A 25,426-nucleotide genomic window follows, 5' to 3' on the forward strand; every position below is an offset into this window, starting at 1 on the left:
TTAACCTGACAACACCGAAGGTGTTTTGTCTGAGAGACAAAGAGTAGATGAAGTAAGCTTGTTAAAGATTGAGATTACTGGTTATGGAGTAGGAATACGAGATAACGGGTAATAAACAGAATTTGCTTGGCGGCCATAGCGCAGCGGACCCACCTGACTCCATGCCGAACTCAGAAGTGAAACGTTGTAGCGCCGATGGTAGTGTGGGGTCTCCCCATGTGAGAGTAGGGAACTGCCAGGCATTAAATAAGACGAGAAAGCCAACCCAATGGGTTGGCTTTTTTGCGTTTGGTGTTTTTAAATGAACCAAATCAACTCAATAAATATTTTGATATCTGATTTTTTTGAGGTTTAGTAAGATCTTGGTGTCATAATGCCTTCACTCCAACGAGAAAACTGCTCAATTCCCATTCTATTTAATATATAGCAAAACCAAACACTGTAGTTTTGTGTATTCTCTTCAATATCTTGATAAAGCGAATCGAGAGTGATCCACCGATAATTCATTATTTCATCTGGGTTACATTGTGGTGTTTCATCGCTAAATCCTAAAAATAGGTGATCAAATTCATGCTCTATCAGATCATCGGTTACTTTTTCGTTATATAAAATTGTGCCAATAGACTGCATATTACATTGCATACCTAATTCTTCATCTAAACGACGATGAATCGCATCGGACAGTGATTCGTTTGGGAGAGGGTGGCTACAGCATGTATTTGCCCATAATCCACCAGAGTGATATTTAGAGATTGCACGTTGCTGAATAAGTAGTTGTTGGTTTGAATTAAAAATAAATAATGAAAAGGCTCGATGTAAGGCGCCTACAATATGAGCTTCAAGCTTTGGCATTGTGCCCAGTTCATTATCATTTTTATCTACGAGAATGACAGCGTCTTCCACAAAAATCACCTTAATAAAATAATATATTGTTATAACGTGAATATAACATGACTGTATATCAAATAACGATTTATTGTGTTGTCCTTTTTATGGCATCGCTTTTACGATAGTTAAAATAGTAAGGATAAACAATAACTATGGTATATAAATATACAACTATTTTTCTCTTAAAATTATTTTTTATATAACTAAATGCGGAAAGTATAAATATATTAGGTAACATCTATCAGAGAGTTTACTAGATTCATATTATGATGAGAGGTAAGATGAAATACTAATTCTGCTGCTGTTTGTAGCAAAATCTAAATAAAGGAATTTAGTTATGTCGTCTATATTACCTCGTTCTGTTACCTCCCCAAAAAAATTCTTTATTGGTAGTCAACTTCTTGCTTCTGTTGGTAAATACGTTAAAGATTTTGGTGATAATGCTTTTATTATTAGTGATGAATTTTTCTTAGAAAAAGTAACGAATGAAGCGCTTCCTTCCCTTAAAGAAAATAAAATTGGCGCAATCGTTGAAAAATTTAATTACGAATGTACTGAAGCTGAAGTTAATCGCCTTGGTAAAATTGCGATTGAGAATAAAGCGAACGTTATTATTGGTATTGGCGGCGGTAAGACATTAGACGTGTCTAAAGCAGTGGCTTATTACCAACATATTCCTGTTATTTTATTCCCTACAATTGCTTCTACAGACGCACCTTGTACTGCACTTTCTGTGTTATATAAAGAAAATGGCGAGTTTGATAAATATTTATTCTTACCACAAAATCCAGATGTTGTTATTGCTGATACTGCAATTATTGCTTCTGCACCACAACGCTTTTTCTCTGCCGGTGTTGGTGATGCGCTAGCGACGTATTTTGAAGCACGCGCTTGTTATCAGGCTGATGGGTTAAACTTAGTTAATCAGCGTCCATCACGTACTGGTCTTGGTTTAGCACAGTTATGTTTTGAAATGTTAAGTGAAAATATTGATAAAGCAATGGATGCTATTCGCCATAAAATTACGACGCCAGCATTAGAACAAACTATTGAAGCAACAATTTATCTCAGTGGTGTCGGTGCCGAAGCCGGTGGTTTAGCGGCAGCTCACGCAGTAAATAATGGTATGTCAGCGGTTGAGTCTTTACATCGAGTTCAGCATGGTGAAAAAGTGGTGTTTGGTTTATTAACACAATTAGTATTAGAAAATGCACCACAAGAAGAAATTGATGAAGTTATCCGCATTATTAAGGCAGCAGAATTACCATTAACACTTGAAGATATGGGAATGAAAGATTTTATTGAAAGTGAATGGCGCACTGTTGCTAACATTGCCTGTGCTGAAGGTGACACCATGGGTAATATGCCAATGAGAGTGACAGAAGAAGACGTTTATAATGCAATGATTGCAGCCAATGAGTTGGCACATCGTTATAAATAATATTTAGTTTGGTAACTGAAACTGATTATCTAAAAACCCCAAATTGATATTTGGGGTTTTTATTTAATCTAATGTTGGATTCATTTGGGCAAGATCAAAGGGGGTGATCTGATAAACGTAGTAATTCAACCAGTTTGCAAACAAGAGATGCCCATGGCTACGCCAAGAGGCGATAGGTTTTTTATTTGGATCATTATTAGGAAAATAATTTTCTGGTAATTGAGGATCTAGCCCTGCTTTAACATCACGATGATATTCATCACCCAATGTATTCGGATCGTATTCAGGGTGTCCAGTTGCAAAAACGACTCTTTTATCTTTTGAGGCAAATAGATAGGCGCCTGCTTCTTCCGATGTTGCGAGGATCTCTAAATCAGTATTGTTTTGAATAAAGTCGATAGGAAAGCCAGCATAACGAGAATGAGGGGCAAAAAAGGTATCATCAAATCCACGTGTTAACAATGAATATGGTGAGCAAGTCGTATGACTGTATACACCTGAAATTTTCTGTTTTAGTGTGTATTTAGGTAAGTCATATAAGATATTTAATCCCGCTTGAGCCGCCCAACAAATAAAGAGTGTCGACGTTACATGCTCTTTAGCCCATGTAATAACTTCTTTTATTTCATCCCAATAAGCCACATCCTCAAATTCAACAAGCCCTAATGGTGCCCCTGTGACAATTAGTCCATCAAAATTTTGTTCTTTAATTTGGGTAAAATCACAATAGAAAGTATCGAGATGCTCCACAGGTGTATTCTTAGGAATGCGAGAGTCGATACGTAATAATTGAATATCAATTTGAAGAGGGCTATTAGAAAGTAACCGAAGAAATTGATTTTCTGTTTCTATTTTCTTTGGCATTAAATTAAGAATAAGGACTTTTAAAGGACGAATATCTTGAATACTCGCTCTACTGGATGTCATAACAAAGACATTTTCTTGTTGTAAACAACTAACTGCGGGTAGCTCATCGGGCACTCTAATTGGCATTTCAATAACCTCTACAAAAAACATCTAGACATCCAGAAGCCTAAATTTATCTAATAACCTTCTAAATGTCGAGGTCTTCATGTTGTATATGAAGAATATTCATATAAGAAAAAGCAATATAGTTAGAATCATCAAGCAGTCACGCTCTTTTATCTCTTCTAGGCACCTCGAGTTATTTTTGAAAATTTCATTTTTGTACAATAAAAAAACACCAATGTAATCACATTGTTAAAAAATATTTAAATAAAAATGGAATTCATTTTTGATTTTTGTGAAAACTGCATTAATCTTAATCAGGTGTGTAAATGATTTTAGGGGAATTTAGAATGTCACAATCGTTAATAACAGAAGAGTTAAACTTTACGCAATCTTTTAGAAAACAAGAAAAAGAAATAATAAATCATGATGTTAAGCTATTTTTAACTGATTTAGTAAAGCATTTTTCAGATAGACGTCACGTTTTATTAGAAGAGAGAGAGAACTGGAAACATAAAGTTGATAATGGTGTGCTTCCTAATTTTATTTCGGAATCAAATTCCATTATAAACGCTGAATGGAAAATCAATCCAATACCTAACGATCTTCAAGACCGTCGTGTTGAAATAACAGGCCCAGTTGATCGTAAAATGGTGATTAATGCATTAAATGCTGATGTAAAAGTTTTTATGGCAGACTTTGAAGATTCATTAGCGCCTGTGTGGGAGAAAGTCATTGATGGTCAAATTAATCTGCGTGATGCCGTTAAAGGCACCATTTCTTATACCAATGAACAGGGTAAATGCTATCAACTTAAAGCATCACCGGCAGTATTGGTTGCCAGAGTTAGAGGATTACATCTTCCTGAAAAACATGTGTTATGGCAGGGGGAGCCTATTTCTGGTGGGTTATTTGATTTTGCTTTGTATTTTTATCATAACCACAAAGCACTGTTAGAAAAAGGAAGTGGACCATATTTCTACATTCCTAAATTGCAAACATGGCAAGAGGCTAAATGGTGGAGTGATGTTTTTCATTTCACTGAAAAGCGCTTTGGTTTAGCAACAGGAACGATTAAAGCCACGGTATTAATTGAAACCTTACCCGCTGTTTTCCAAATGGAAGAAATCCTCTTCCACATGAAAGAGCATATTGTCGGGCTTAACTGTGGTCGTTGGGATTATATTTTTAGCTATATCAAGACATTAAAAAATTATCCTGATCGTGTATTACCAGATAGACAAGGGATCACGATGACTCAGCCTTTCTTGAGTGCTTATTCTCGTCTACTTGTTCAAACTTGCCATAAACGTGGCGCTTTTGCGATGGGAGGAATGTCTGCGTTTATTCCAAGTCGAGATCCTGAGCAAAACGGCATTATTTTGAAAAAAGTATTTGATGATAAAGAGCTTGAAGCAACAAATGGCCATGATGGTACTTGGATTGCTCATCCTGGTCTTGCTGAAACCGTATTAGCTGCTTTTGATGCCGTATTGGGAGCTCGTTCCAATCAACTGGATGTACAACGTAATGAAAAAATAACGGCAGAAATGTTATTAGCACCTTGTACAGGTGAACGTACAGAAAAGGGCATGAGGGCTAATATCCGTGTTGCTGTGCAATATATCGAAGCGTGGATTTCTGGTAATGGTTGCGTACCTATCTATGGACTAATGGAAGATGCCGCAACGGCAGAAATATCACGTACTTCTATTTGGCAATGGATCCGCCACCAAAAAACGCTGTCTGATGGGCAAATTGTGACTAAAGATCTCTTCCGTAACATGTTGAAAGAAGAGCTTGAGGTGATACGCCAAGAAGTCGGTGATACTCGTTTCGAAGAAGGGCGTTTTAAAGAAGCCGCCTCTTTGATGGATAACATTACAACCCAAGATGAATTAGTCGATTTTCTGACTTTGCCGGGTTACCAACTTTTAAATTAAAAAAGATACGTCAAAACGTATTTATAAACTGCAAACATCATCACTACCGTATTTATAGGAGCTGTTTTTATGACTATTAGTAGATCAGAGCAAATCGCCCAATTAGAGAAAGAGTGGGAACAACCTCGCTGGAAAGGTATTACTCGTCCTTATAGCGCTGAAGATGTCATTAAATTAAGAGGTTCGGTTAACCCAGAACATACCTTAGCAAGACGTGGTGCGCAAAGGCTTTGGTCATCATTAAATGGACAATCGAAAAAAGGCTATGTGAATGCATTAGGGGCTTTAACCGGTGGGCAAGCGTTGCAACAAGCAAAAGCAGGGTTAGAAGCCGTTTATCTTTCAGGATGGCAAGTGGCTGCTGATGCTAATACTGCGGCAAGCATGTATCCTGATCAGTCTTTATATCCGGTTGATTCTGTTCCTAATGTTGTACAACGCATCAATAATACCTTTAGACGAGCTGATCAAATTCAGTGGTCAAATGGTATTGGTCCTCAACATAAAGATTATATTGATTTCTTCCTTCCTATTGTGGCTGATGCGGAAGCGGGCTTTGGTGGCGTACTAAATGCCTTTGAATTAATGAAGGCGATGATTGAAGCTGGAGCAGCAGGTGTTCATTTTGAAGATCAGCTAGCCGCAGTAAAAAAATGTGGTCATATGGGGGGAAAGGTATTAGTTCCTACTCAAGAAGCAGTACAAAAACTGGTTGCCGCACGTTTAGCCGCAGATGTATCAGATGTACCCACATTACTTGTTGCAAGAACAGATGCGGATGCCGCGGATCTCTTAACTTCAGATTGCGATCCTTATGATAGTTCGTTCTTAACTGGAGAACGTACACCTGAAGGTTTCTTCTGTACTCATGCTGGTATTGATCAAGCAATCAGTCGTGGCCTTGCTTATGCGCCTTATGCCGATTTGGTGTGGTGTGAAACATCACTCCCCGATCTAAAACTTGCGGCTAAGTTTGCTGAAGCTATTCACGATAAATATCCCGGAAAAATGCTGGCTTATAACTGTTCACCTTCCTTTAACTGGAAAAAGAATCTTGATGATCGCACGATTGCTCACTTTCAAGATGAGCTTTCTGCAATGGGCTATAAATTCCAATTTATTACTTTAGCGGGTATCCATAGCATGTGGTTCAACATGTTTGATTTGGCGCATGACTACGCTAAAGGTGAAGGTATGAAGCATTATGTTGAAAAAGTACAAGAAAAAGAGTTCGCGGCACTTAATCAGGGATATACCTTCTCATCACATCAGCAAGAAGTGGGTACGGGATATTTCGATAAAGTGACCACCATTATTCAAGGTGGAATGTCTTCTGTAACAGCGTTAACAGGCTCAACTGAAGAGCAGCAATTCTAAGGTTTAAAATATCATTATCTATTTTTGTGGTGATAATTCAGGAGCAGGATGCTCCTCTTTTTCGCGAGGTTGTAAATGACGCCAGAAGATTTAATTGCTCACACTATTTTACAAGGCTTTGATGCCCAATATGGTCGTTTTCTTGAGATAACGTCGGGGGCTCAATATCGTTTTGAGCAAGCAGATTGGCATGGCGTACAACTGGCAATGAAAGAGCGCATCCGTTTATATGATAATCATGTTGGATTAGTGGTTGAACAACTTAGATGTATTCGACATGATATTGATAAAGAAAGTCTTTTTTTGCAAAAAGTAAAGGAAAAGTATATACAGCTATTACCGAATTATCCTCGATTTGAGATTGCAGAGAGTTTTTTTAATTCTGTTTACTGTCGTCTTTTTGATCATCGTGAACTGAATAAAAAAAATCTTTTTGTTTTTTCATCACAGCCTGCTTATCGTTTTACACAGGCTCCTCGACCTTTATCTAAGCCATTTGTTATTCAAAGTGACTTACCTACGTTATTGCAAGATATCTTGTCGCGTTTACCTTTACGTTTGCCATGGCAAAATAAACAACGAGATATTCATTCAATTTGTCACTCCCTTTGTGCCAAGTTTTCTCATGAGCAGCTACACAGTGCTGTATTCCACATTGCCAATGAGCTTTTCTATCGTAATAAGGCTGCGTGGTTGATAGGAAAAATAGTGATTAATAATCAATATATTCCATTTCTATTACCTATTCATAATATTGAACAGCAACTATTGATTGATACGTGTCTGATAACAGCGGATGAAGCCAGTGTTGTCTTTGGTTTTGCTCGGGCTTACTTTATGGTTTATGCGCCCTTTCCTGCGGCATTAGTGGCATGGTTAAGAGATATCTTGCCAAGTAAATCTATTGCTGAACTTTATATGTCAATCGGCTGCCAAAAACATGGTAAAACGGAATATTATCGTGAATATCTTGCCTTTATGAATTTTTCATCAGAGCAGTTTATTGAGGCTCCTGGTGTAAAAGGCATGGTGATGTTGGTATTTACGTTGCCCACCTATGATCGTGTTTTTAAAGTAATCAAAGATAAATTTGCACCACAGAAAACGATCACTGCAGAGCGTGTAAAAGCGTGTTATCAATTGGTCAAAGAGCACGATCGTGTCGGGCGAATGGCAGATACTCAAGAATTTGAGAATTTTGTGATCGATAAAAAAAGAATTAGCCCTGAGTTAATGACTATTTTTGAACAGGAGATCCCCAATAAATTAGACGATCTGGGTGATAAATTATTGATCCGTCATCTTTATATGGAACGTCGAATGACACCACTTAATATCTATATGGAACAATGTGATGATAAACAGCTTAAAGCCATTGTTGAGGATTACGGGCAAGCACTAAAAGAGTTGATTGCTGCAAATATCTTTCCCGGTGATATGCTATTTAAAAATTTTGGCGTGACTCGCCATCATCGCGTTATTTTCTATGATTATGATGAAATCAGTTATATGACAGATATGAATTTTCGTGCGATCCCACTTGCCCGCTATCCTGAAGATGAATTAGCCAGTGAACCTTGGTACAGCGTTGGGCTTAATGATGTCTTTCCTGAAGAATTTCGTTATTTCTTATGCAGTGATAAGCAAGTTTGTCGCTATTTTGAAGCACAGCATCACGATCTTTTATTACCTGATTATTGGCAACAACAGCAGCAAAAAATTAAAGAAGGGTATATTGAAGATGTTTATGCCTATTCTCAAACGAAGCGATTTGTTTATTGTCATCAGGCAGTGTGAGTAAAGCTAAAAATAAAGATAGATACAAGGGGATACCTATCTTTATTTATATCGCGAGAATTAGTACTGTGCACCCGCGACAGCTTCTTTAGCTAATTCAGTAATACGTTGGTAATCACCAGCTTTAACTGCATCATTAGGGACTAACCAAGAGCCACCAATACAAAGCACACTTTCAAGTGCAAGGTAATTACGATAGTTTTCAGGTGAAATCCCCCCTGTTGGGCAGAAACGGATTTGAGAGAAAGGCCCAGCAATCGCTTTTAACGCTTTGACGCCACCGTTAGCTTCAGCAGGAAAGAATTTAAACTCTTTTAAGCCATAGCTCATACCCAGCATTAATTCAGATACTGTTGAAATTCCTGGAATTAAAGGAATATTACCAGCCACTGCCGCTTTAAGTAATGCTTCTGTTAATCCTGGGCTAATGGCAAATTGAGCACCTGCTTCTGTGACTTGTGCCAATTGTTGAGGGTTAATAACGGTTCCTGCACCTACAATAGCGTCAGGGACTTCTTTTGCGATACGGCGAATTGCTTCAATAGCGCATTCTGTTCGCAATGTCACTTCTAAAACTTTTATGCCACCTGCAACTAAGGCTTTTGCAACAGGTACAGCTTCATCAATATGATTGATAACAATAACAGGAACAACTGGCCCTGATTTTAGTACAGACTCTGCACTTGTATTCCAATGATTCATCATTTGTATTTCCTAATCAGAAGATGGAGAGTAAATCATTTAAATTTACTCCTCGTTAGGCATTAAAACTTTTATGCATTAAAAATCAATACAACAAGCACCTTGTTCAGCACCAGATAAATGGCGACGTAAGTTCACAAACAGCTCACGACCACAGCCTAGGTTATTGGCACTTAAATCGGGCATTTCATCTTGGCGAGCATTGAGTGTCTGTTCATCAACAAGAAGAGTTAGCTCACCTGTTTTGCCATTAACTCGAATAATATCACCATCATGTACTTTAGATAATAAACCACCATTAGCGGCTTCAGGTGTAACATGAATAGCGGCGGGAACTTTTCCTGATGCGCCAGAAAGTCGACCATCAGTGACTAATGCAACTTTGTAGCCTTTATCCATTAATACACCCAAAGGTGGCATAAGTTTATGTAATTCAGGCATGCCATTTGCTTGAGGTCCTTGGTAACGGACAACCACCACACAATCTTTGTTTAACTCGCCCGTTTCAAACTTAGCGGCAATATCATGTTGGCTATTAAAAACAACAGCAGGAGCCTCGATAATCTTATTCTCATCAGGGACAGCCGAGGTTTTCATTACCGCTCTGCCTAAGTTACCCTGCATTACTTGTGTGCCACCATGGGGCGAAAATGGTGTGTTAATATCGGCAATGACGTCTTTATCTAAAGAGTGTATCGCACCGTCACGCCACTCAAGTTTACCGTTATTTAGCCAAGGTTCTAAGGTATAGCGTTCAATACCAAATCCTGCGACAGTATTGACATCACGATGAATTAAACCTTTTTTCAACAACTCACGAATAATCAGAGCAATCCCCCCTGCAGCTTGAAATTGGTTTATATCAGCAGGGCCATTAGGATAAATGCGAGCAATCAGTGGAACAACTTGTGAGAGCTCGGAGAAATCATCCCAATTAATAATAATGCCTGCGGCTCTCGCCATGGCAACTAAGTGCATGGTTAGATTTGTTGATCCCCCCGTCGTTAATAATGCAATAATGCCATTTACAATCACTTTTTCGTCAACGAGTTGGCCGATAGGAAGATAATTCCCTGAGTTTTCGGTTAAACGAGTTATTTGGCTTGCGGCGGCGTCTGTTAATGCATCACGTAATGGGGTGTCAGGGTGAATAAAAGAAGCACCAGGCAAATGTAATCCCATTATTTCCATGACCATTTGGTTAGAATTTGCTGTGCCATAAAAGGTACAGGTTCCGATACTATGGTAAGAGGCGGATTCTGCTTCTAACAAGGCATTACGATCGACTTTGCCTTCTGCATAAAGTTGACGAATACGGACTTTTTCTTTGTTTGGTAAACCGCTAGTCATCGGGCCTGCGGGTATAAAAATAGCAGGGAGATGACCAAAAGAGAGTGCCGCCATGGCCAATCCAGGCACAATTTTATCGCAAATTCCTAAATACAGCGCGCCATCAAACATATTATGGGATAAACCAACAGCAGCTGACATTGCAATTACATCACGACTGAGCAGTGATAGCTCCATACCATCTTGGCCTTGAGTTACGCCATCGCACATAGCAGGAACTCCGCCTGCGACTTGCCCTACGGCACCAACAGCATGTAATGCTTGTTTAATTTTTTGAGGATAATCTTCATACGGTTTATGCGCTGACAACATGTCGTTATAAGCTGTAATAATGGCAATATCATTATGAACCATATTTTTTAGGTTCATTTTATCATCAGTCTGACAAGCTGCAAAACCATGAGCCAAATTACCGCAAGCAAGCTGGGCACGGTGTACAGTTTGACTTTTTGCGGCTTCAATTTTTTTCAGATAAGCATGACGAGTGGGTTGTGAGCGAGCAACAATACGTTCTGTCACCTGTTTTACAGTCTCGTTAATAGGTGCAAAGTTATTCTGAAAATGGTCATGATCTTTAGGGTTCATAATGATGCTTCCTTTATTCACACTGAGTGATGAGCGTTACTATTGGCGATAAAGAGAAAGTGTGAGAATTTAGCCATAGCGCTTGTTACCGGTAACATTGTTACGGGTAACAACAAGAGTTGCAATACTCTTAATGCGTCTTAAACAACATCTGTGATCAACATCAATTTTTTAAAGTAAGAAATAATGGTTTTTTAATATTTAGCGGAGATAAAGCCTAGAGGCGATTATTTTGAAAAGCTGAATCGTTTTATTTGGACAAATACCTTCCCTATTGTTTTTACAATAAGGAAGGTGAAAGTCGATATTAGCTTTGGATGCCACCGTATTCACGGCTAATTTGCTTTGCTGCTTTGATAACCATTGCACCTAATTCCGTAATACGAGAATCCGTCATTCTCGAAACGGGGCCTGAAAGTGAAATTGCAGCAAAAGGCTGGTGGTGTTCATCATAAATGCAGGCACCAATACAACGTAAACCTAGCGCATGCTCTTCATCATCAAAAGAGAAGCCTTGTTTACGAGCTTGTTCTAAGTTTTCTTTTAAGGATGAAGGAAGGGTTCGAGTGTGAGGGGTGTAAGCGATTAAGCCTTTTTTCTGAAGTAAAGGCAGTAATTTATTGTCTGGTAGAGTAGAAAGAAAGGCTTTGCCAGCACCGGATGCGTGCATTGGTAATTTTCCTCCAATAGGGGCAGACATTCTCATTAATGCATTACATTGCACTTGATCGACAATTACCGCATCAAATTCAATTTGGTCAAGAATAGCCAGATTGACGGTTTCGCCAGAATCTTCCATTAATTGACGTAAAATTGGGTGCACCATCACCAGAAGATTACGCGTCTGTAAAAAGCTACTGCCAACGATAAAGGCATGAGTGCCAACAACCCATAATCCTAAATCACCAACTTGGCGAACAAAACCATGCTGTTGAAGCGTTGTTAACAGGCGGTGTGTTGTGGAGTTGGGTAAACCCGCTTGAAAAGCAAGATCTGTTAAGGCAATACCACCGGGCGATTCGGAAATATATTCCAATAATGTCAGTCCACGACTTAACGACTGAACGGGCCCTCCTTGTGCAGTGCTTTGAGTGGCAGTGGTTTTCGTCTTACGCACTTTTTTATTTGTAGGGGAAACTGTCATGCATACACTCCAGAAATGCTATCCATATTAATATCTATTATGAACTATATAGCGTAATAAAACTCCTCTGATCACTGTATTTTTCAAAACAAAGTGTGTGATAAGAAATATTTATCAAAAGAGGTTATTGCTGAGTGAAAATCTCTCATCTTCGTCTTAGAAATCTTTATAAAAAGATATGGTAGGATAAAAAAACAACGAAATAACAATAATGAAAAATAAGCACAAAAACATTCTCGATTAAGAGGAAACAACGTGGCAAACATAAAGCAACAACTGACGGAAGCATTAGAAAAACGGATCTTAGTTCTTGATGGCGCAATGGGAACGATGATCCAGCAATATCAACTAGCTGAAGCAGATTATCGAGGTGAACGATTTACTGATTGGGCTTGTGATGTTAAAGGGAATAATGACCTTTTAGTGTTAACTCAACCACAAATTATTGCTGATATTCATAACGCTTATTTTCAAGCCGGCGCTGATATTATTGAAACCAATACGTTCAACTCGACGTCTATTGCGATGGCAGATTATCACATGGAGTCGCTCTGTTTTGAGCTTAATGAAACAGCGGCAAAATTAGCCAAAGAATGTGCAGATAAATGGAGTACCTTAACACCAGAAAAACCGCGCTATGTTGCTGGGGTTTTAGGGCCAACAAATAGAACCGCCTCTATATCACCTGATGTTAATGATCCCGCTTTTCGTAATGTTTCATTTGATAAGCTGGTGGCGTCATATCGTGAAGCAATCAACGGATTAGTGAAAGGTGGTGTTGATTTAATCATGGTCGAAACTATTTTCGACACACTCAATGCAAAAGCCGCTATTTTTGCCATTAAATGTGAATTTGAAGCGCTTAATATTGAATTGCCAGTGATGATCTCAGGGACTATCACTGATGCCTCAGGAAGAACTTTAACAGGTCAAACGACCGAAGCGTTCTACCACTCATTACGTCATGCTGATGCTCTCTCTTTTGGTTTAAACTGTGCGCTAGGCCCTAAAGAATTACGCCAATATATTCAAACGCTTTCACAAATTTCTGAAACTTATGTTAGTGCTCATCCTAATGCGGGTTTACCCAATGCATTTGGAGGATATGATTTAGATGCTAAAGAAATGGCGGAACACATTAAAGAGTGGGCACAAGCTGGTTTTCTCAATATTGTGGGAGGATGTTGTGGCACCACGCCTACCCATATTCAAGCGATAGCGCAAGCAGTTGATGGGATTTCACCAAGACCGTTACCTTCTCTTAAAAAAGCGTGTCGCCTTTCAGGCCTTGAACCACTAATTATTGATGATAATTCGTTGTTTGTTAACGTGGGAGAAAGAACCAACGTAACAGGCTCTGCTAAATTTAAGCGCTTGATAAAAGAAGGCAACTACCAAGAAGCGTTAGATGTCGCACGCCAGCAAGTTGAAAATGGTGCTCAAATCATTGATATCAACATGGATGAAGGCATGTTAGATGCGGTTGAAGCAATGACGCGTTTTCTTAACCTTATTGCAGGTGAGCCTGATATTGCCAAAGTGCCTGTAATGATTGACTCTTCAAAGTGGGAAGTGATTGAAGAAGGCTTAAAATGTATTCAAGGAAAGGGAATTGTTAACTCAATTTCAATGAAAGAAGGAGAAGCCTCTTTTCTTGAACATGCCAAATTAGTACGCAAATACGGTGCTGCTGTTGTGGTGATGGCATTTGATGAAGTAGGGCAGGCGGATACTCGAGAGCGTAAAATAGAAATTTGCCATCGCGCTTATCTGTTATTAACAGAGCAAGCGGGTTTCCCTGCAGAAGATATCATTTTTGATCCTAATATTTTTGCCGTCGCAACAGGGATTGCTGAACATAATAATTATGCGGTCGATTTTATTGAAGCTTGCGCTGATATTAAAGCGCAGTTGCCTTATGCTTTAATTTCAGGGGGCGTCTCTAACGTTTCATTTTCATTTCGGGGTAACGATCCCGTTCGTGAAGCTATTCATTCTGTTTTTCTCTATTACGCCGTAAAGAATGGCCTAGACATGGGAATTGTCAATGCGGGACAACTCGCCATTTATGACTCATTACCCGATGAACTACGTAATGCGGTCGAAGATGTTATTTTAAATCGCCATGAAGAGAGCACTGACAATTTATTAGCATTGGCAGAGCGTTATCGTGGAACGAAAAGTGACGAACAAAACCATCAACTTGCTGAGTGGCGACAATGGGATGTTGAAAAGCGCTTAGAGTACGCATTAGTGAAAGGGATCACAGAGTTTATTGTTGAAGACACCGAAGCTTGTCGCCAGCAAGTATCAAGCCCGATTGAAGTCATTGAAGGACCATTGATGAATGGTATGAATACAGTGGGTGACTTGTTTGGTGAGGGAAAGATGTTTTTGCCTCAGGTTGTGAAATCAGCAAGGGTGATGAAACAAGCTGTTGCTTATCTTGAACCCTATATTCAAGCTTCAAAGCAAGCGGGAAGTTCGGCAGGTAAAATCTTACTTGCAACGGTGAAAGGTGATGTTCACGATATTGGTAAAAATATTGTGGGTGTTGTTTTACAGTGTAATAACTATGAGATCCTCGATCTGGGCGTGATGGTGCCTTGTGATAAAATCTTACAAACTGCAATGGATGAAAAAGTCGATATTATTGGACTTTCGGGGCTGATTACCCCCTCATTGGATGAGATGGTCAATGTTGCTAAAGAGATGGAACGTCGTGGATTTTCTTTGCCATTAATGATTGGTGGCGCGACAACATCTAAAGCGCATACGGCAGTAAAAATAGAGCCTAATTATAGTCACCCTACGGTTTATGTACAAAATGCGTCCCGTACCGTGGGGGTGGTTGCCGCACTATTATCCGCGACACAAAAAGCCGATTTTGTTGCTAAAACACGTCGAGAATATGACATCGTTCGTCAGCAATATGCCAGAAAGAAGCCGCGTACACCGCCTGTTTCATTAGATATTGCGCGAGCAAATGCACTGCCAATTGATTGGCAAAACTACACACCGCCAAAGCCCAATCAATTAGGAGTACAGGAAATTACCGCTAATATTGATGTATTGCGTGAATATATTGATTGGACGCCTTTTTTTATGACATGGTCTTTAGCGGGTAAATACCCTCGTATTTTAGAAGATGAAGTCGTAGGCGAAGAAGCTAAACGCGTGTTTGCTGATGCTAATACGATGCTGGATAAGTTAAGTCGTGAAAAATTATTAACACCAAAAGGAATTGTGGGATTATTTCCTGCTAACCGTCTAGGTGATGATATTGTGATTTATCAAGATGAAAGCCGACAGCATGCGTTATTACACAGTTGCCATTTGCGCCAACAAACCGAGAAAAAAGATTTTCCTAATTACTGTCTAGCTGATTTTATTGCCCCCATTGAAAGTGGTGTTGCTGACTATTTTGGTGCGTTTGCTGTTACGGGGGGGCTGGAGGAAGATGCGCTCGCAAATGCTTATGATCTTGCCCATGATGATTACAATAAAATTATGGTTAAAGCGTTATCAGATAGATTAGCAGAGGCCTTTGCTGAATATCTTCACCAACAAGTGAGAATAAAAATCTGGGGTTATAGCGCGGATGAAAATCTCTCTAATGACGAACTTATTCGAGAAAAATATCAAGGAACACGACCAGCTCCGGGATACCCAGCATGTCCAGAGCACACAGAAAAAGCCAAAATTTGGCAGTTGCTTGATGTGGAAAATCAAATTGGTATGAAACTGACAGATGCTTATGCGATGTGGCCTGGGGCATCAGTATCGGGTTGGTATTTTAGTCATCCTGAAAGTAAATATTTTGCGGTTGCTCAAATTCAAAAAGATCAGGTTGAAGACTACGCGAAACGCCGCGGAATGAGTGTGAGTGAAGTTGAACGTTGGTTAGCGCCTAATTTAGGGTATGAGTCTTAACGCATTTTTCTTTTAAGATCACAATAATGTAATAAATACAGAGGGGATAGCAATATCCCCTTGTTATTTTCTCTGGCAGTTCCCATTAAAGGTGTTTAAGCTGTGAGTCTGTATCAGAAAAAAGGACATCATGATGAGTTATACTTTGTACCTTCAGAAAACCCCGCCTGCTGGCACTGAAGCGCCTTTTCCTTCTTTAGCTAAAGGAAATTACCCATTAAATGAAGTCTTAATTAATGCTTTTTTAAATCTGATGCAATTAACGGGAAGTTTAGATACAGACGCTATCTTAGATGAGAAAGCCTTTGATAAAGTATGGCTAAAAGCAGAAATGACACCGGCACGAATGGAAGAAGTGGGTGACTATATTTATCATAAAATACCTACCTCTCCAGAGCCTATTGAAGAAGAAATTGTACTGTTTAAACAGGCGATAAAAGAAGAAGAGACATTATTAGCCCAAGAAAGTAAGAAAGAGGGCAATATCCCTATTCATAAGTTTGCTACTAATGATGGCTGGATAGTGACACCTAAAGAGTGTGAAATTATTGCTTCTACACTTACTCCTAAGCTACTTGAAGAGAATCGGGTTTTTGTTGAGAAAATTGCTAAAATGTCTCATCTTGCTCACCGTTCTTTAGAAATTGCCTTAATTGATTTTGGTAAATTTAATCAATTTGCTAAAAAATATGGTGGTTATCGAGTTTATTAATTTATTAAAAGCTAGGCTTCTAGAAAAAGAAGCCTAGCTTAAATATTAAAATTTAAGATAAGTGGTATTTATTTTTTCTATGCTTTCTTTATGATTTGTTATTAATTCTAATATTTTATTGTGATCTTTTAATTGGTCACTATTTTCTAATATAGATATATAATTTGAAGTAATTGTACATAGTTCATTAATGGCTTTATTTAAATTTTTATTATACTTATTGGCTTTACTTGTTTCTTCTTCAATTTTCATTCCTATATTTTTTTGTGACGTATTGTATTTAATTAAGCTTGAAAGAATTTTATTTTGGTCATCGTATTCATTTATTTTCTTTTCGAGTTCTGGTGTTTCATCCAGTTTGTCTTTAAGATTTTGAAAATAACTATCTAGAATTTTTATTGTGTCTTTTATTGTGGTGTGATTTTCTATGATTTTATCAGATAGTTTCATAAATTCCTTTATAAACTGAATTTCTTTATTTGTAGTATTTATGTCTATTTTTTTTAATATATCTGAATAAAGGCTAATAGCTGAATGGTCTTTTTTCTTTTCTCTATGATGTATATCAATCATAGAGGAAAGGCAATCCTTATCGACTAATTCTAAATTGTATATGGTACCTATATTTTTAGAAATAGGATGCTTATCTTCTATATGTTTTAAAAGAGAGAGCGTGGTATCGAGAGGCGTATTCAGCGTAACGGAATTATTGTGCAAAGAATTAATTTCTTTTTGTATGTCTGTAAGAATACGAGAATGAAGCTTGTTAGTGCTAATTTTATTACTTATAATTTCACTTATATTCATGCCGTTATTGCTAGTTATATTCATTTTTTAATACTCCATTAATAAAATTAGGCTTTGATTCTAATTATTATTAAATGAAGTTCTTTAAAGCTTACACCATTACAGCAATAAAGGTTGAATTTTGAGAGAGATAAAATCATCCCTCTCTTTTCAGTAGGACTTTATTAAAACAAGGTATCATGCAATTTTCGCACAATATTATCCGCATCTTTGCCATCAACTAATAAACATAAATTATGGGTACTTGCACCATGGCTTATCATCCGAATATTATAATTTTCTAATGAGCCAAAAATTTTAATACCTAGGCCATTTACCTGTGAAAGTGAGTTACCAATTATGGCAACTAATGCCAGATCTTCTTCTACTTCAACACGGCATAATGCAGAAAGCTCAGTTAATAATGCATTGGTTAATAAACTGCCTGATGAATTTGTTGTACCCGTTGTATCAAGGGTTAAAGCAATACTGACTTCAGAGGTGGTAATGACATCAACCGAAATATGGTGGCGCGATAAAATGGTAAAAATTTCAGCCAAGAAGCCACGCGCATGAAGCATTTTTAGGCTATGTAATGTGAGCAATGTTTGCTTTCTACGCAGTGCAATCGCACGGAATACAGGCGGATTTTCTGTTTGAGCACAAACTAAAGTGCCGCCTTCTTCGGGGGCTTTGCTTGAGCCAACAAAAACAGGAATGCCGCTACGAACGGCTGGCAATAATGTCGCAGGGTGTAATATTTTAGCCCCGAAGGTTGCCATTTCTGCCGCTTCATTAAAGGCAATTTGATCAATACGATGTGCCTCAGGGACTATTCTTGGATCGGTGCTGTAAATACCGGGTACATCTGTCCAGATATCTACACGAGACATTCCCAATGCTTCACCAATCAGTGCAGCCGTATAGTCGCTTCCTCCACGGCCTAGAGTTGTTGTTCTACCTTTCGGCTCTTGACCAATAAAACCTTGCGTGACAATAACGGTTTCTTCTAAACGAGGCTGAATAAGACTTTGTGTGAGTCCAGTTAATTGCGCCATATCGGGTTCTGCATGGCAAAATAGATCATTCGTTTTCATCACTTTTCTGACATCAAACCAATCTGCTTGTATCCCTTTTTCACGTAATAACTCAACAAAAAGCAATGTTGACATTAATTCCCCGTGACTGACTAGCTCATCTGTTAATGCGTCAGAGGTGGCTAATGCGGCCGCTTTAGCTAGCCTCTCAATATTCTCCAGAAGGCGATTTATTTCTTGAGAAATGATTTCTGGCTGAGAGAGCTGATTGATAATGGCGTACTCAATATCGCGAACGTGAGAAAGTAATGCTTCTTGTTGTGATGCTTCAACACCTGTCGCTAATTCAATCAGTAGATTAGTAATGCCTGCAGAAGCCGAAAGAACCACAACACGAACTGACTTTTGTTTCAGGATAATATCTGCACACTTTTCCATCGCTGAAAAGGTAGCAACACTGGTGCCACCAAATTTAGCGATAGTGTATGGCGATGAGGAAGATGAGGTCGTAGCAGTATTATCAGTCATTGTCGTATTCCTTTAGGCAAAAATGAGATGTTGGACACAGTTAGGAATATCGGTTATTAAGTAGAGAGTCAATGCAGAGTGAGGAATAATCAATTTAATTAATAATCAGCTTCGCATTATCGGTTTTACCTATGTAAGTAATTAGTACTAGAATTATTGAATGGTTTTGACCAATATCATCAAATGAGAAAGAATTGACTGTAACTATTAAATGTCAGGCTACAATCTGAGAATATTGGATTGTAATCTTAAGAGAGTATTGTGAATGAAAAATGTAAACCCGACCCAAACCCTAGCTTGGAAGGCATTAGAAAACCATTTTTCGGTTTTCAAAGACACCGAAATGAAAACGTTGTTTGCTCAGGATCCATCACGTTTTGAGCAATTTTCAAAAACATTTTCAGACCAAATTCTAGTGGATTTTTCAAAAAATCGTATTACGAAAGAAACATTAGAAAAATTGCAGGCTCTGGCGAAGGAATGTGATGTTGCTGGTGCAATAAAGAGTTTATTTGCGGGTGAAAAAATCAACCGCACTGAAGATCGTGCTGTGCTTCATACTGCATTGCGTAATCGTAGCAATACTCCTGTGATGGTTGATGGCAAAGATGTCATGCCTGACGTTAATGCGGTACTGAATAAAATGAAAAAATTCAGTGAGCGCATTATTAGTGGTGAATGGAAAGGTTACACAGGTAAAGCCATTACAGCTGTTGTGAATATTGGTATTGGGGGTTCTGATCTAGGCCCTTATATGGTGACAGAAGCATTACGTCCATATAAAAATCATCTTACTATGCATTTTGTTTCAAATGTAGATGGCACACACATTGCTGAAACACTGAAAAAATGTGATCCTGAAACCACGCTATTCTTAATTGCATCAAAAACATTCACAACACAAGAAACCATGACCAATGCGCATTCAGCAAGAGATTGGTTCTTAGCTTCTGCCAAAGAGAGTGCTTTTGTTGCTAAACACTTTGTGGCGTTATCCACAAACAGTACTGAAGTTGAAAAGTTTGGTATTGATACTGCCAATATGTTTGAATTTTGGGATTGGGTTGGTGGTCGTTACTCATTATGGTCAGCAATTGGTTTATCCATTGCATTATCTGTTGGTTATAATAACTTTGAGCAATTGCTTGAAGGTGCCCATGCAATGGATAACCACTTTAGCACCACTGATGCCGAAAATAATATTCCAATGATCCTCGCACTGATTGGCATTTGGTATAACAATTTTTTTGGCACAGAAACTGAAGCGATTCTGCCATACGATCAGTATATGCATCGTTTTGCCGCTTACTTCCAACAAGGCAATATGGAATCTAATGGTAAGTATATTGATCGTGATGGAAATAAAGTCACTTACCAAACAGGCCCTATTATTTGGGGGGAGCCTGGTACAAATGGTCAACATGCTTTTTATCAATTAATTCATCAAGGTACAAAAATTATTCCTTGTGATTTTATTGCGCCTGCGATTAGCCATAATCCATTATCCGATCATCATGCAAAACTAATGTCTAATTTCTTTGCTCAAACAGAGGCGCTAGCCTTTGGTAAAACGCGTGAGCAAGTTGATGCAGAATTTGCCGCAGCAGGAAAAGATCCTAAAACGATGGACTACGTTGCACCTTTCAAAGTGTTTGAAGGCAATCGTCCAACAAACTCCATTCTGTTAAAAGAAATTACACCTTATTCATTAGGCGCATTGATTGCGATGTATGAACATAAAATCTTTGTACAAGGTGTCATTTTTAATATCTTCACGTTTGACCAATGGGGTGTTGAGTTGGGTAAACAACTGGCTAATCGTATTCTTCCTGAATTAAAAGGTAAGGAAAGTGTTAATAGCCATGATAGCTCAACCAATAATCTGATTAATCTTTATAAAGCATGGCGTTAACAGAATAAACTGAATATAAATCGTTAGTTAGGCACAAAGGAGGTTTTGATAACCTCCTTTGTTTTTTCGTTTTTGGTATTAAATCTGATTTTCTTTTAACGCTTTTTTAGATTATTTATGCGAAATGTTATCAGCTTTTAACTTCCCTTAGCCACATCATGATATCCTTATGCATCATGATTCACACAAGCTAGGATCATCAACGCTGATGATGAAATAATGTTCAAAAAATCAATAATTACTCCTATACCTATTCATTGGCTGCCCAGCGAGGAACATGTCAGTATTAAAGAAAGTACATTAAGTTGGCTAATGGAATTAGGCTCAATGACACGACGTTTTGAACAGTATTGTCAAAAAGTCACAGTAATGCCTTATCAAGAAGGATTTATTGATGTTATTGAACCCGCGGATGAAAAAGCATGTTTACCTGAAAGTCAGCGTTATTGGCTAAGAGAAGTGGTATTGTGTGGTGATAATATCCCTTGGTTGTTAGGGCGAACTTTAGTACCAGAAGAAACTCTGACAGGTGAAGATAGAAAACTGGTCAATTTAAGAACCGTTCCTCTTGGTCGTTATCTGTTTCAGGAAACAACGTTAAGTCGTGATTTTATTCATATCGGACAACAAAATGGGTATTGGCTACGTCGTTCGCGTTTCCAGCTTTCAGATAAACCTTTATTATTAACCGAGGTGTTTCTACCTGCATCACCAGTGTATAAGAAGTCATTAGGGGAGAGCTAAAATTGGAGGGAAGTATGACGCACAATAAATGGCAGGCATATAGCCGTTTAATGCGTATAGATAAACCTATCGGAGCGCTATTATTACTTTGGCCAACTTATTGGGCTTTATGGATTGCTGCTAAGGGCTTTCCTGATTGGCATATTCTGATTGTCTTTACTATTGGCGTGTTCTCTATGCGTGCCGCTGGGTGTGTAATAAACGACTTTGCTGACAGAAAAATTGATGGCAGTGTTGAACGAACTAAAAATCGACCATTACCTAGTGGGGCTGTGACAGAAAAAGAGAGTAAAATACTCTTTATCGTTTTAGTGCTTCTTTCATTTGGACTAGTCTTAACACTCAATACCATGACAATTTGGTTATCTGTCGCAGGACTTGCGCTGGCATGGTTTTACCCTTTTGTTAAACGGTTTAGTCATCTACCCCAACTTATTTTAGGAATGGCGTTTGGTTGGTCTATTCCTATGGGATTTGCTGCAGTCTCAGAAAGTCTACCCTTAGCATGTTGGTTATTATTTCTTGTGAATATCGTTTGGTCAGTTGTTTACGATACACAATATGCAATGGTTGATCGTAATGATGATTTAAAAATTGGCGTAAAATCTACCGCTATTTTATTTGGTCGTTATGACAAAATTATTATCGGTATTTTCCAGCTTGTAATGTTGGCGCTGTTGGTTGGTATTGGTGTCCTTCTGAACCTAAAAGGTATTTATTATTGGTCGCTATTACTTATTACAGCACTGTTTATTTATCAGCAAAAATTGATTGCAGAACGTGAAAGAGCGCCATGTTTCCAAGCTTTTATGAATAATAACTATGTTGGATTTGTCTTATTTGCAGGTATTTTATTTAGTTATTTTTAACGTATTGTAAGCGCTAAAGGGTTATCTACTATCACGTAGAAATAAAAAAGGGATAAGCAATCATGCTTATCCCTTTTTATTGTGTAAAACAAACATATTTGCTGATTATTTATCAGCTTTAGTAAGCTCACTTTTTTCATCAATAGCTTGCACTGAATTGTTATCTTCAGTAACGCCGACACTTTCAATGGTTAAACGAATTTCTGGTGACATTAGTTTTGCAATCACTTGATAAAGTGCAGAAGCATCTGCTTTGAGAATATCTTCATTGTCATTAAGATAACCCTCTTCACGCAGTGTTGACACTAAGGTAGAAAAGACGGCTTTATCAAAAAATTCGGGCGCGTTGATACCATGTAAGACAGAAAGACGTTGTGCCAAAATACGGCTCTCTTTTTCTAATAATGCACGGCTGATTTCAGGGGCAAAATTGAGTAAAGATAATGTAATGCCATAACGTTGTAATGTTTCTCGAACACTCGCAGCCAAAAGCTGTAGTGGGCGGATCCGCGCTGGATTAATGCGCAGTAAATTATCGCTATCACAACAAATTAGACGCTGGCGACAAAGTTCTGCAATCAAGGTATTAATGACATCAGGCAGTGCTTCTTTCTCATAGCGTATAAAAAGTTCAGCCTTAATGAGAGGGAAGATTAATTCAACCTGTTTCATTAATTCATCACGATGAATTTTTTCATGATGCAAGATGATGCTAGCAATTAATGATGGTGTGATCATTAAGTGGATTGTGTTATTGCGATAGTAAGTCATCAAGACCGCGCTTTCACGCGGAAGCACCACAATATCACCTAAACTGTCTTTTTCAACTTGGAATTTATCTGATTGTAGAGCGTGTGCTAACAATGCCTCTGCATTTTTATCAGGCACAATCATGTCAGTCGAATAAGGCACATTACGTAATAATTCTAGATAACAATCGACTTGCTCTAACAGTTGTTCTCTTGTGAGTGCTCGCTGACGTGATGCCAACAGTGCCGTTGAGACAAGGTTAATTGCATTAATTGAGGCAGCATTATTGATATGAACCATAATGTTATCAGCCAGTGAACTCACTGCTGGGTTCAGCCAACTTGGGCGTTGTGGCTCAATGGGGTCGATATCATCACGCCACTGTGGTACGGCCTGATTTAAGTATTGTGCAACGGAAATAGGCTCACCAAAGTTAACATAACCTTGACCAAGGTTACGTAATTTACGTAATCCTCTGACCATCTGCATAAAGCCTTCTTTCTCTTTTGTTGCGCCACGTAACTCTTTGGCATAGGTCGCCACTTCCATGACGTGTTCATAACCAATATAAATAGGTACAACAGAAATAGGGCGTGTTTCACCGCGTAACATGGCTTGTACGGTCATTGAAAGTGTTCCTGTTTTAGGATCTAACAATCGACCTGTACGTGAGCGTCCACCTTCAACGAAATACTCAATAGAATAGCCTCGTGTAAATAGCTCGCCTAAATATTCGCGGAAAATAGTGGAATACAGTTTATTACCTTTAAAGGTTCTTCGTATAAAGAAAGCCCCTAAGCGGCGGAAAATTGGGCCTGCTGGCCAGAAGTTAAGGTTAATACCTGCCGCAATATGAGGGGGAACTAAACCTTGATGATAAAGCACGTAAGACAGCAATAAGTAGTCCATGTGGCTACGGTGACAAGGTACATAAACAATTTCATGCCCATCTTGTGCAAGTTTTCTTACTCGCTCGGCATTATAAACATTGATACCTTGATAGAGCTTATTCCATGTCCAACTTAATACACGATCACTGATACGAACTGCTTCATATGAGAAGTTAGCGGCAATTTCTTCCATGATATCAGTGGCATTTTTACTCGCTTTATCCAGTGAGATTTTTTTCGCTTTAGATTCATCTTCAATTGCTTTTTCAATGGCTTTTGATGAAAGCAATTTATTGAAGAGATCTTGACGCGCGGGTAATTTCGGGCCAACTGCGGCTAAGCGTTGACGTGAAAAGTGAATACGTGCAACGCGTGCGAGTTTTCGGGCTATACTGGTGTCAGTGCCATGTTCGTTCGCCATCTCACGCATTGATACTGTTGGTGAAAAACGAACAAAGCTATCACGGCCTAACCAGAGGATCGCGATAAATTTTTGAATACCATTAAGTACACGTAAATGCGGAACGCCATTATGGCCTTCACGGCCGGGTGAACGGCCAAACATCACGGAAACCGGCAACATCTCGATATCAAGATGTGGGTTATTACGATGCGCATCAAGATAAGCATGGAATGTTTTCACGGAATCTTTACGTGGATCAGGGGAGTAGTATCGAAATACTCTTGAGCCGTCGTCAATAAAGACATACGCAGGAAGCTTAGTTCCACCTATCTCAAGAGGTTGCAGTGGATCAGGTAATCCCAGCGATAAACATTGCTGTCTTAATGTTAGTAAGTCTGCCTTTGAATGATAAGGCAGCACATAAAGGAAAGATCGCGACGTATCCAACCCTAATTCAGTGATAGGATTCGTCGGAACTCGTTTACTTTTTACCAATAATTTTAGTGGTAAATTCAATGTGTTATAATATAGTTTACGCCAAGCTGACATAAATAGTTGTAGCCTCTTATTAGCAATACCTCGAAAGCATAACAGAAAGTCTTTCGTAGATCTGTGGTGCTGTGACAATATTAATAGAGAAAAGTAGCAAAATAATCGTTTGTTTTC

General features: G+C 38.6%; 17 protein-coding genes and 1 rRNA gene. 10 read left to right on the forward strand and 8 right to left on the reverse strand.

What is annotated here, in order from left to right:
* The first annotated feature begins 125 nt into the window (after nt 1-125).
* Nucleotides 126-241 (forward strand): 5S ribosomal RNA (gene rrf, locus INT04_RS07145).
* A gap of 110 nt (nt 242-351) precedes the next feature.
* On the opposite strand, the gene idi is transcribed toward rrf, so the two are convergent.
* Entirely contained in the window at nt 352-903 is a 552-nt protein-coding gene (gene idi, locus INT04_RS07150; protein WP_413465710.1) for an isopentenyl-diphosphate Delta-isomerase, read from the reverse strand.
* Nucleotides 904-1,225: 322 nt separating this feature from the next.
* On the opposite strand from idi, the gene INT04_RS07155 reads away from it, so the two are divergent.
* A complete protein-coding gene (locus tag INT04_RS07155; RefSeq protein WP_193015473.1) occupies nt 1,226-2,329 on the forward strand; it encodes a glycerol dehydrogenase in 1,104 nt (367 codons plus the stop codon).
* A 63-nt stretch (nt 2,330-2,392) separates the two neighbouring features.
* Here INT04_RS07155 and metA read toward each other — a convergent pair whose 3' ends face one another.
* Nucleotides 2,393-3,322 carry a homoserine O-acetyltransferase MetA gene (metA, locus tag INT04_RS07160; RefSeq protein ID WP_193015626.1) on the reverse strand — a complete coding sequence of 310 codons (930 nt, stop codon included), beginning with the start codon at nt 3,320-3,322 and terminating at the stop codon, nt 2,393-2,395.
* 326 nt (nt 3,323-3,648) lie between these two features.
* On the opposite strand from metA, the gene aceB reads away from it, so the two are divergent.
* The 3 genes from aceB to aceK all read left to right on the forward strand — a co-directional run bounded on the left by aceB (nt 3,649) and on the right by aceK (nt 8,415).
* A complete protein-coding gene (gene aceB / locus INT04_RS07165) occupies nt 3,649-5,241 on the forward strand; it encodes a malate synthase A (protein WP_193015474.1) in 1,593 nt (530 codons plus the stop codon).
* 69 nt (nt 5,242-5,310) lie between these two features.
* Entirely contained in the window at nt 5,311-6,618 is a 1,308-nt protein-coding gene (gene aceA, locus INT04_RS07170; RefSeq protein WP_193015475.1) for an isocitrate lyase, read from the forward strand.
* 75 nt (nt 6,619-6,693) lie between these two features.
* Complete coding sequence (gene aceK, locus INT04_RS07175; RefSeq protein ID WP_193015476.1) at nt 6,694-8,415, forward strand: bifunctional isocitrate dehydrogenase kinase/phosphatase; 1,722 nt, start codon at nt 6,694-6,696, stop codon at nt 8,413-8,415.
* Between the two features lie 60 nt (nt 8,416-8,475).
* Here the strand turns inward: aceK and INT04_RS07180 are convergent, their stop codons facing one another.
* The 3 genes from INT04_RS07180 to iclR form a co-directional block, all read right to left on the reverse strand.
* The gene (locus tag INT04_RS07180; RefSeq protein WP_193015627.1) at nt 8,476-9,117 is read right to left on the reverse strand and encodes a bifunctional 4-hydroxy-2-oxoglutarate aldolase/2-dehydro-3-deoxy-phosphogluconate aldolase; all 642 of its coding nucleotides are present in this window, start codon (nt 9,115-9,117) and stop codon (nt 8,476-8,478) included.
* Between the two features lie 78 nt (nt 9,118-9,195).
* Nucleotides 9,196-11,052 carry a phosphogluconate dehydratase gene (gene edd / locus INT04_RS07185; RefSeq protein ID WP_226894019.1) on the reverse strand — a complete coding sequence of 619 codons (1,857 nt, stop codon included), beginning with the start codon at nt 11,050-11,052 and terminating at the stop codon, nt 9,196-9,198.
* Nucleotides 11,053-11,359: 307 nt separating this feature from the next.
* Nucleotides 11,360-12,196 (reverse strand): glyoxylate bypass operon transcriptional repressor IclR, encoded by an 837-nt coding sequence (gene iclR / locus INT04_RS07190; RefSeq protein WP_193015477.1) that lies wholly within the window; start codon nt 12,194-12,196, stop codon nt 11,360-11,362.
* 255 nt (nt 12,197-12,451) lie between these two features.
* Between iclR and metH the strand changes: the two genes are divergently transcribed.
* Nucleotides 12,452-16,129 (forward strand): methionine synthase, encoded by a 3,678-nt coding sequence (gene metH / locus INT04_RS07195; RefSeq protein WP_193015478.1) that lies wholly within the window; start codon nt 12,452-12,454, stop codon nt 16,127-16,129.
* 133 nt (nt 16,130-16,262) lie between these two features.
* Nucleotides 16,263-16,841, forward strand: coding sequence for a hypothetical protein (locus INT04_RS07200; protein ID WP_226894020.1), 579 nt, complete (start codon nt 16,263-16,265; stop codon nt 16,839-16,841).
* A gap of 45 nt (nt 16,842-16,886) precedes the next feature.
* Here the strand turns inward: INT04_RS07200 and INT04_RS07205 are convergent, their stop codons facing one another.
* Both INT04_RS07205 and lysC read right to left on the reverse strand, forming a co-directional pair.
* On the reverse strand, nt 16,887-17,672 hold the full coding sequence (locus INT04_RS07205) for a hypothetical protein (RefSeq protein WP_193015479.1): 786 nt from the start codon (nt 17,670-17,672) through the stop codon (nt 16,887-16,889).
* Nucleotides 17,673-17,812: 140 nt separating this feature from the next.
* A complete protein-coding gene (gene lysC, locus INT04_RS07210; RefSeq protein ID WP_193015480.1) occupies nt 17,813-19,192 on the reverse strand; it encodes a lysine-sensitive aspartokinase 3 in 1,380 nt (459 codons plus the stop codon).
* A gap of 265 nt (nt 19,193-19,457) precedes the next feature.
* Here lysC and pgi point away from each other — a divergent pair, with 265 nt between their 5' ends.
* The 3 genes from pgi to ubiA all read left to right on the forward strand — a co-directional run bounded on the left by pgi (nt 19,458) and on the right by ubiA (nt 22,717).
* Nucleotides 19,458-21,104 (forward strand): glucose-6-phosphate isomerase, encoded by a 1,647-nt coding sequence (gene pgi, locus INT04_RS07215; RefSeq protein WP_193015481.1) that lies wholly within the window; start codon nt 19,458-19,460, stop codon nt 21,102-21,104.
* A gap of 219 nt (nt 21,105-21,323) precedes the next feature.
* Entirely contained in the window at nt 21,324-21,848 is a 525-nt protein-coding gene (ubiC, locus tag INT04_RS07220; protein ID WP_193015482.1) for a chorismate lyase, read from the forward strand.
* 14 nt (nt 21,849-21,862) lie between these two features.
* The gene (gene ubiA, locus INT04_RS07225; protein WP_193015483.1) at nt 21,863-22,717 is read left to right on the forward strand and encodes a 4-hydroxybenzoate octaprenyltransferase; all 855 of its coding nucleotides are present in this window, start codon (nt 21,863-21,865) and stop codon (nt 22,715-22,717) included.
* 105 nt (nt 22,718-22,822) lie between these two features.
* On the opposite strand, the gene plsB is transcribed toward ubiA, so the two are convergent.
* Nucleotides 22,823-25,309 carry a glycerol-3-phosphate 1-O-acyltransferase PlsB gene (gene plsB / locus INT04_RS07230; RefSeq protein WP_193015484.1) on the reverse strand — a complete coding sequence of 829 codons (2,487 nt, stop codon included), beginning with the start codon at nt 25,307-25,309 and terminating at the stop codon, nt 22,823-22,825.
* Between the last annotated feature and the right edge of the window lie 117 nt (nt 25,310-25,426).

The sequence above is a fragment of the Proteus sp. FME41 genome, from assembly GCF_014897315.1.
GTDB lineage: Bacteria > Pseudomonadota > Gammaproteobacteria > Enterobacterales > Enterobacteriaceae > Proteus.

What these genes read in the sequence shown, in the direction of transcription:
- INT04_RS07205 (WP_193015479.1), bottom strand. Translation starts at nt 17,672, where the DNA reads ATGAATATAACTAGCAATAACGGCATGAATATAAGTGAAATTATAAGT.
- plsB (WP_193015484.1), bottom strand. Translation starts at nt 25,309, where the DNA reads ATGTCAGCTTGGCGTAAACTATATTATAACACATTGAATTTACCACTA.
- aceK (WP_193015476.1), top strand. Translation starts at nt 6,694, where the DNA reads ATGACGCCAGAAGATTTAATTGCTCACACTATTTTACAAGGCTTTGAT.
- aceB (WP_193015474.1), top strand. Translation starts at nt 3,649, where the DNA reads ATGTCACAATCGTTAATAACAGAAGAGTTAAACTTTACGCAATCTTTT.
- iclR (WP_193015477.1), bottom strand. Translation starts at nt 12,196, where the DNA reads ATGACAGTTTCCCCTACAAATAAAAAAGTGCGTAAGACGAAAACCACT.
- pgi (WP_193015481.1), top strand. Translation starts at nt 19,458, where the DNA reads ATGAAAAATGTAAACCCGACCCAAACCCTAGCTTGGAAGGCATTAGAA.
- aceA (WP_193015475.1), top strand. Translation starts at nt 5,311, where the DNA reads ATGACTATTAGTAGATCAGAGCAAATCGCCCAATTAGAGAAAGAGTGG.
- ubiC (WP_193015482.1), top strand. Translation starts at nt 21,324, where the DNA reads ATGTTCAAAAAATCAATAATTACTCCTATACCTATTCATTGGCTGCCC.
- INT04_RS07180 (WP_193015627.1), bottom strand. Translation starts at nt 9,117, where the DNA reads ATGAATCATTGGAATACAAGTGCAGAGTCTGTACTAAAATCAGGGCCA.
- lysC (WP_193015480.1), bottom strand. Translation starts at nt 19,192, where the DNA reads ATGACTGATAATACTGCTACGACCTCATCTTCCTCATCGCCATACACT.
- ubiA (WP_193015483.1), top strand. Translation starts at nt 21,863, where the DNA reads ATGACGCACAATAAATGGCAGGCATATAGCCGTTTAATGCGTATAGAT.
- INT04_RS07155 (WP_193015473.1), top strand. Translation starts at nt 1,226, where the DNA reads ATGTCGTCTATATTACCTCGTTCTGTTACCTCCCCAAAAAAATTCTTT.
- INT04_RS07200 (WP_226894020.1), top strand. Translation starts at nt 16,263, where the DNA reads ATGAGTTATACTTTGTACCTTCAGAAAACCCCGCCTGCTGGCACTGAA.
- edd (WP_226894019.1), bottom strand. Translation starts at nt 11,052, where the DNA reads ATGAACCCTAAAGATCATGACCATTTTCAGAATAACTTTGCACCTATT.
- metA (WP_193015626.1), bottom strand. Translation starts at nt 3,322, where the DNA reads ATGCCAATTAGAGTGCCCGATGAGCTACCCGCAGTTAGTTGTTTACAA.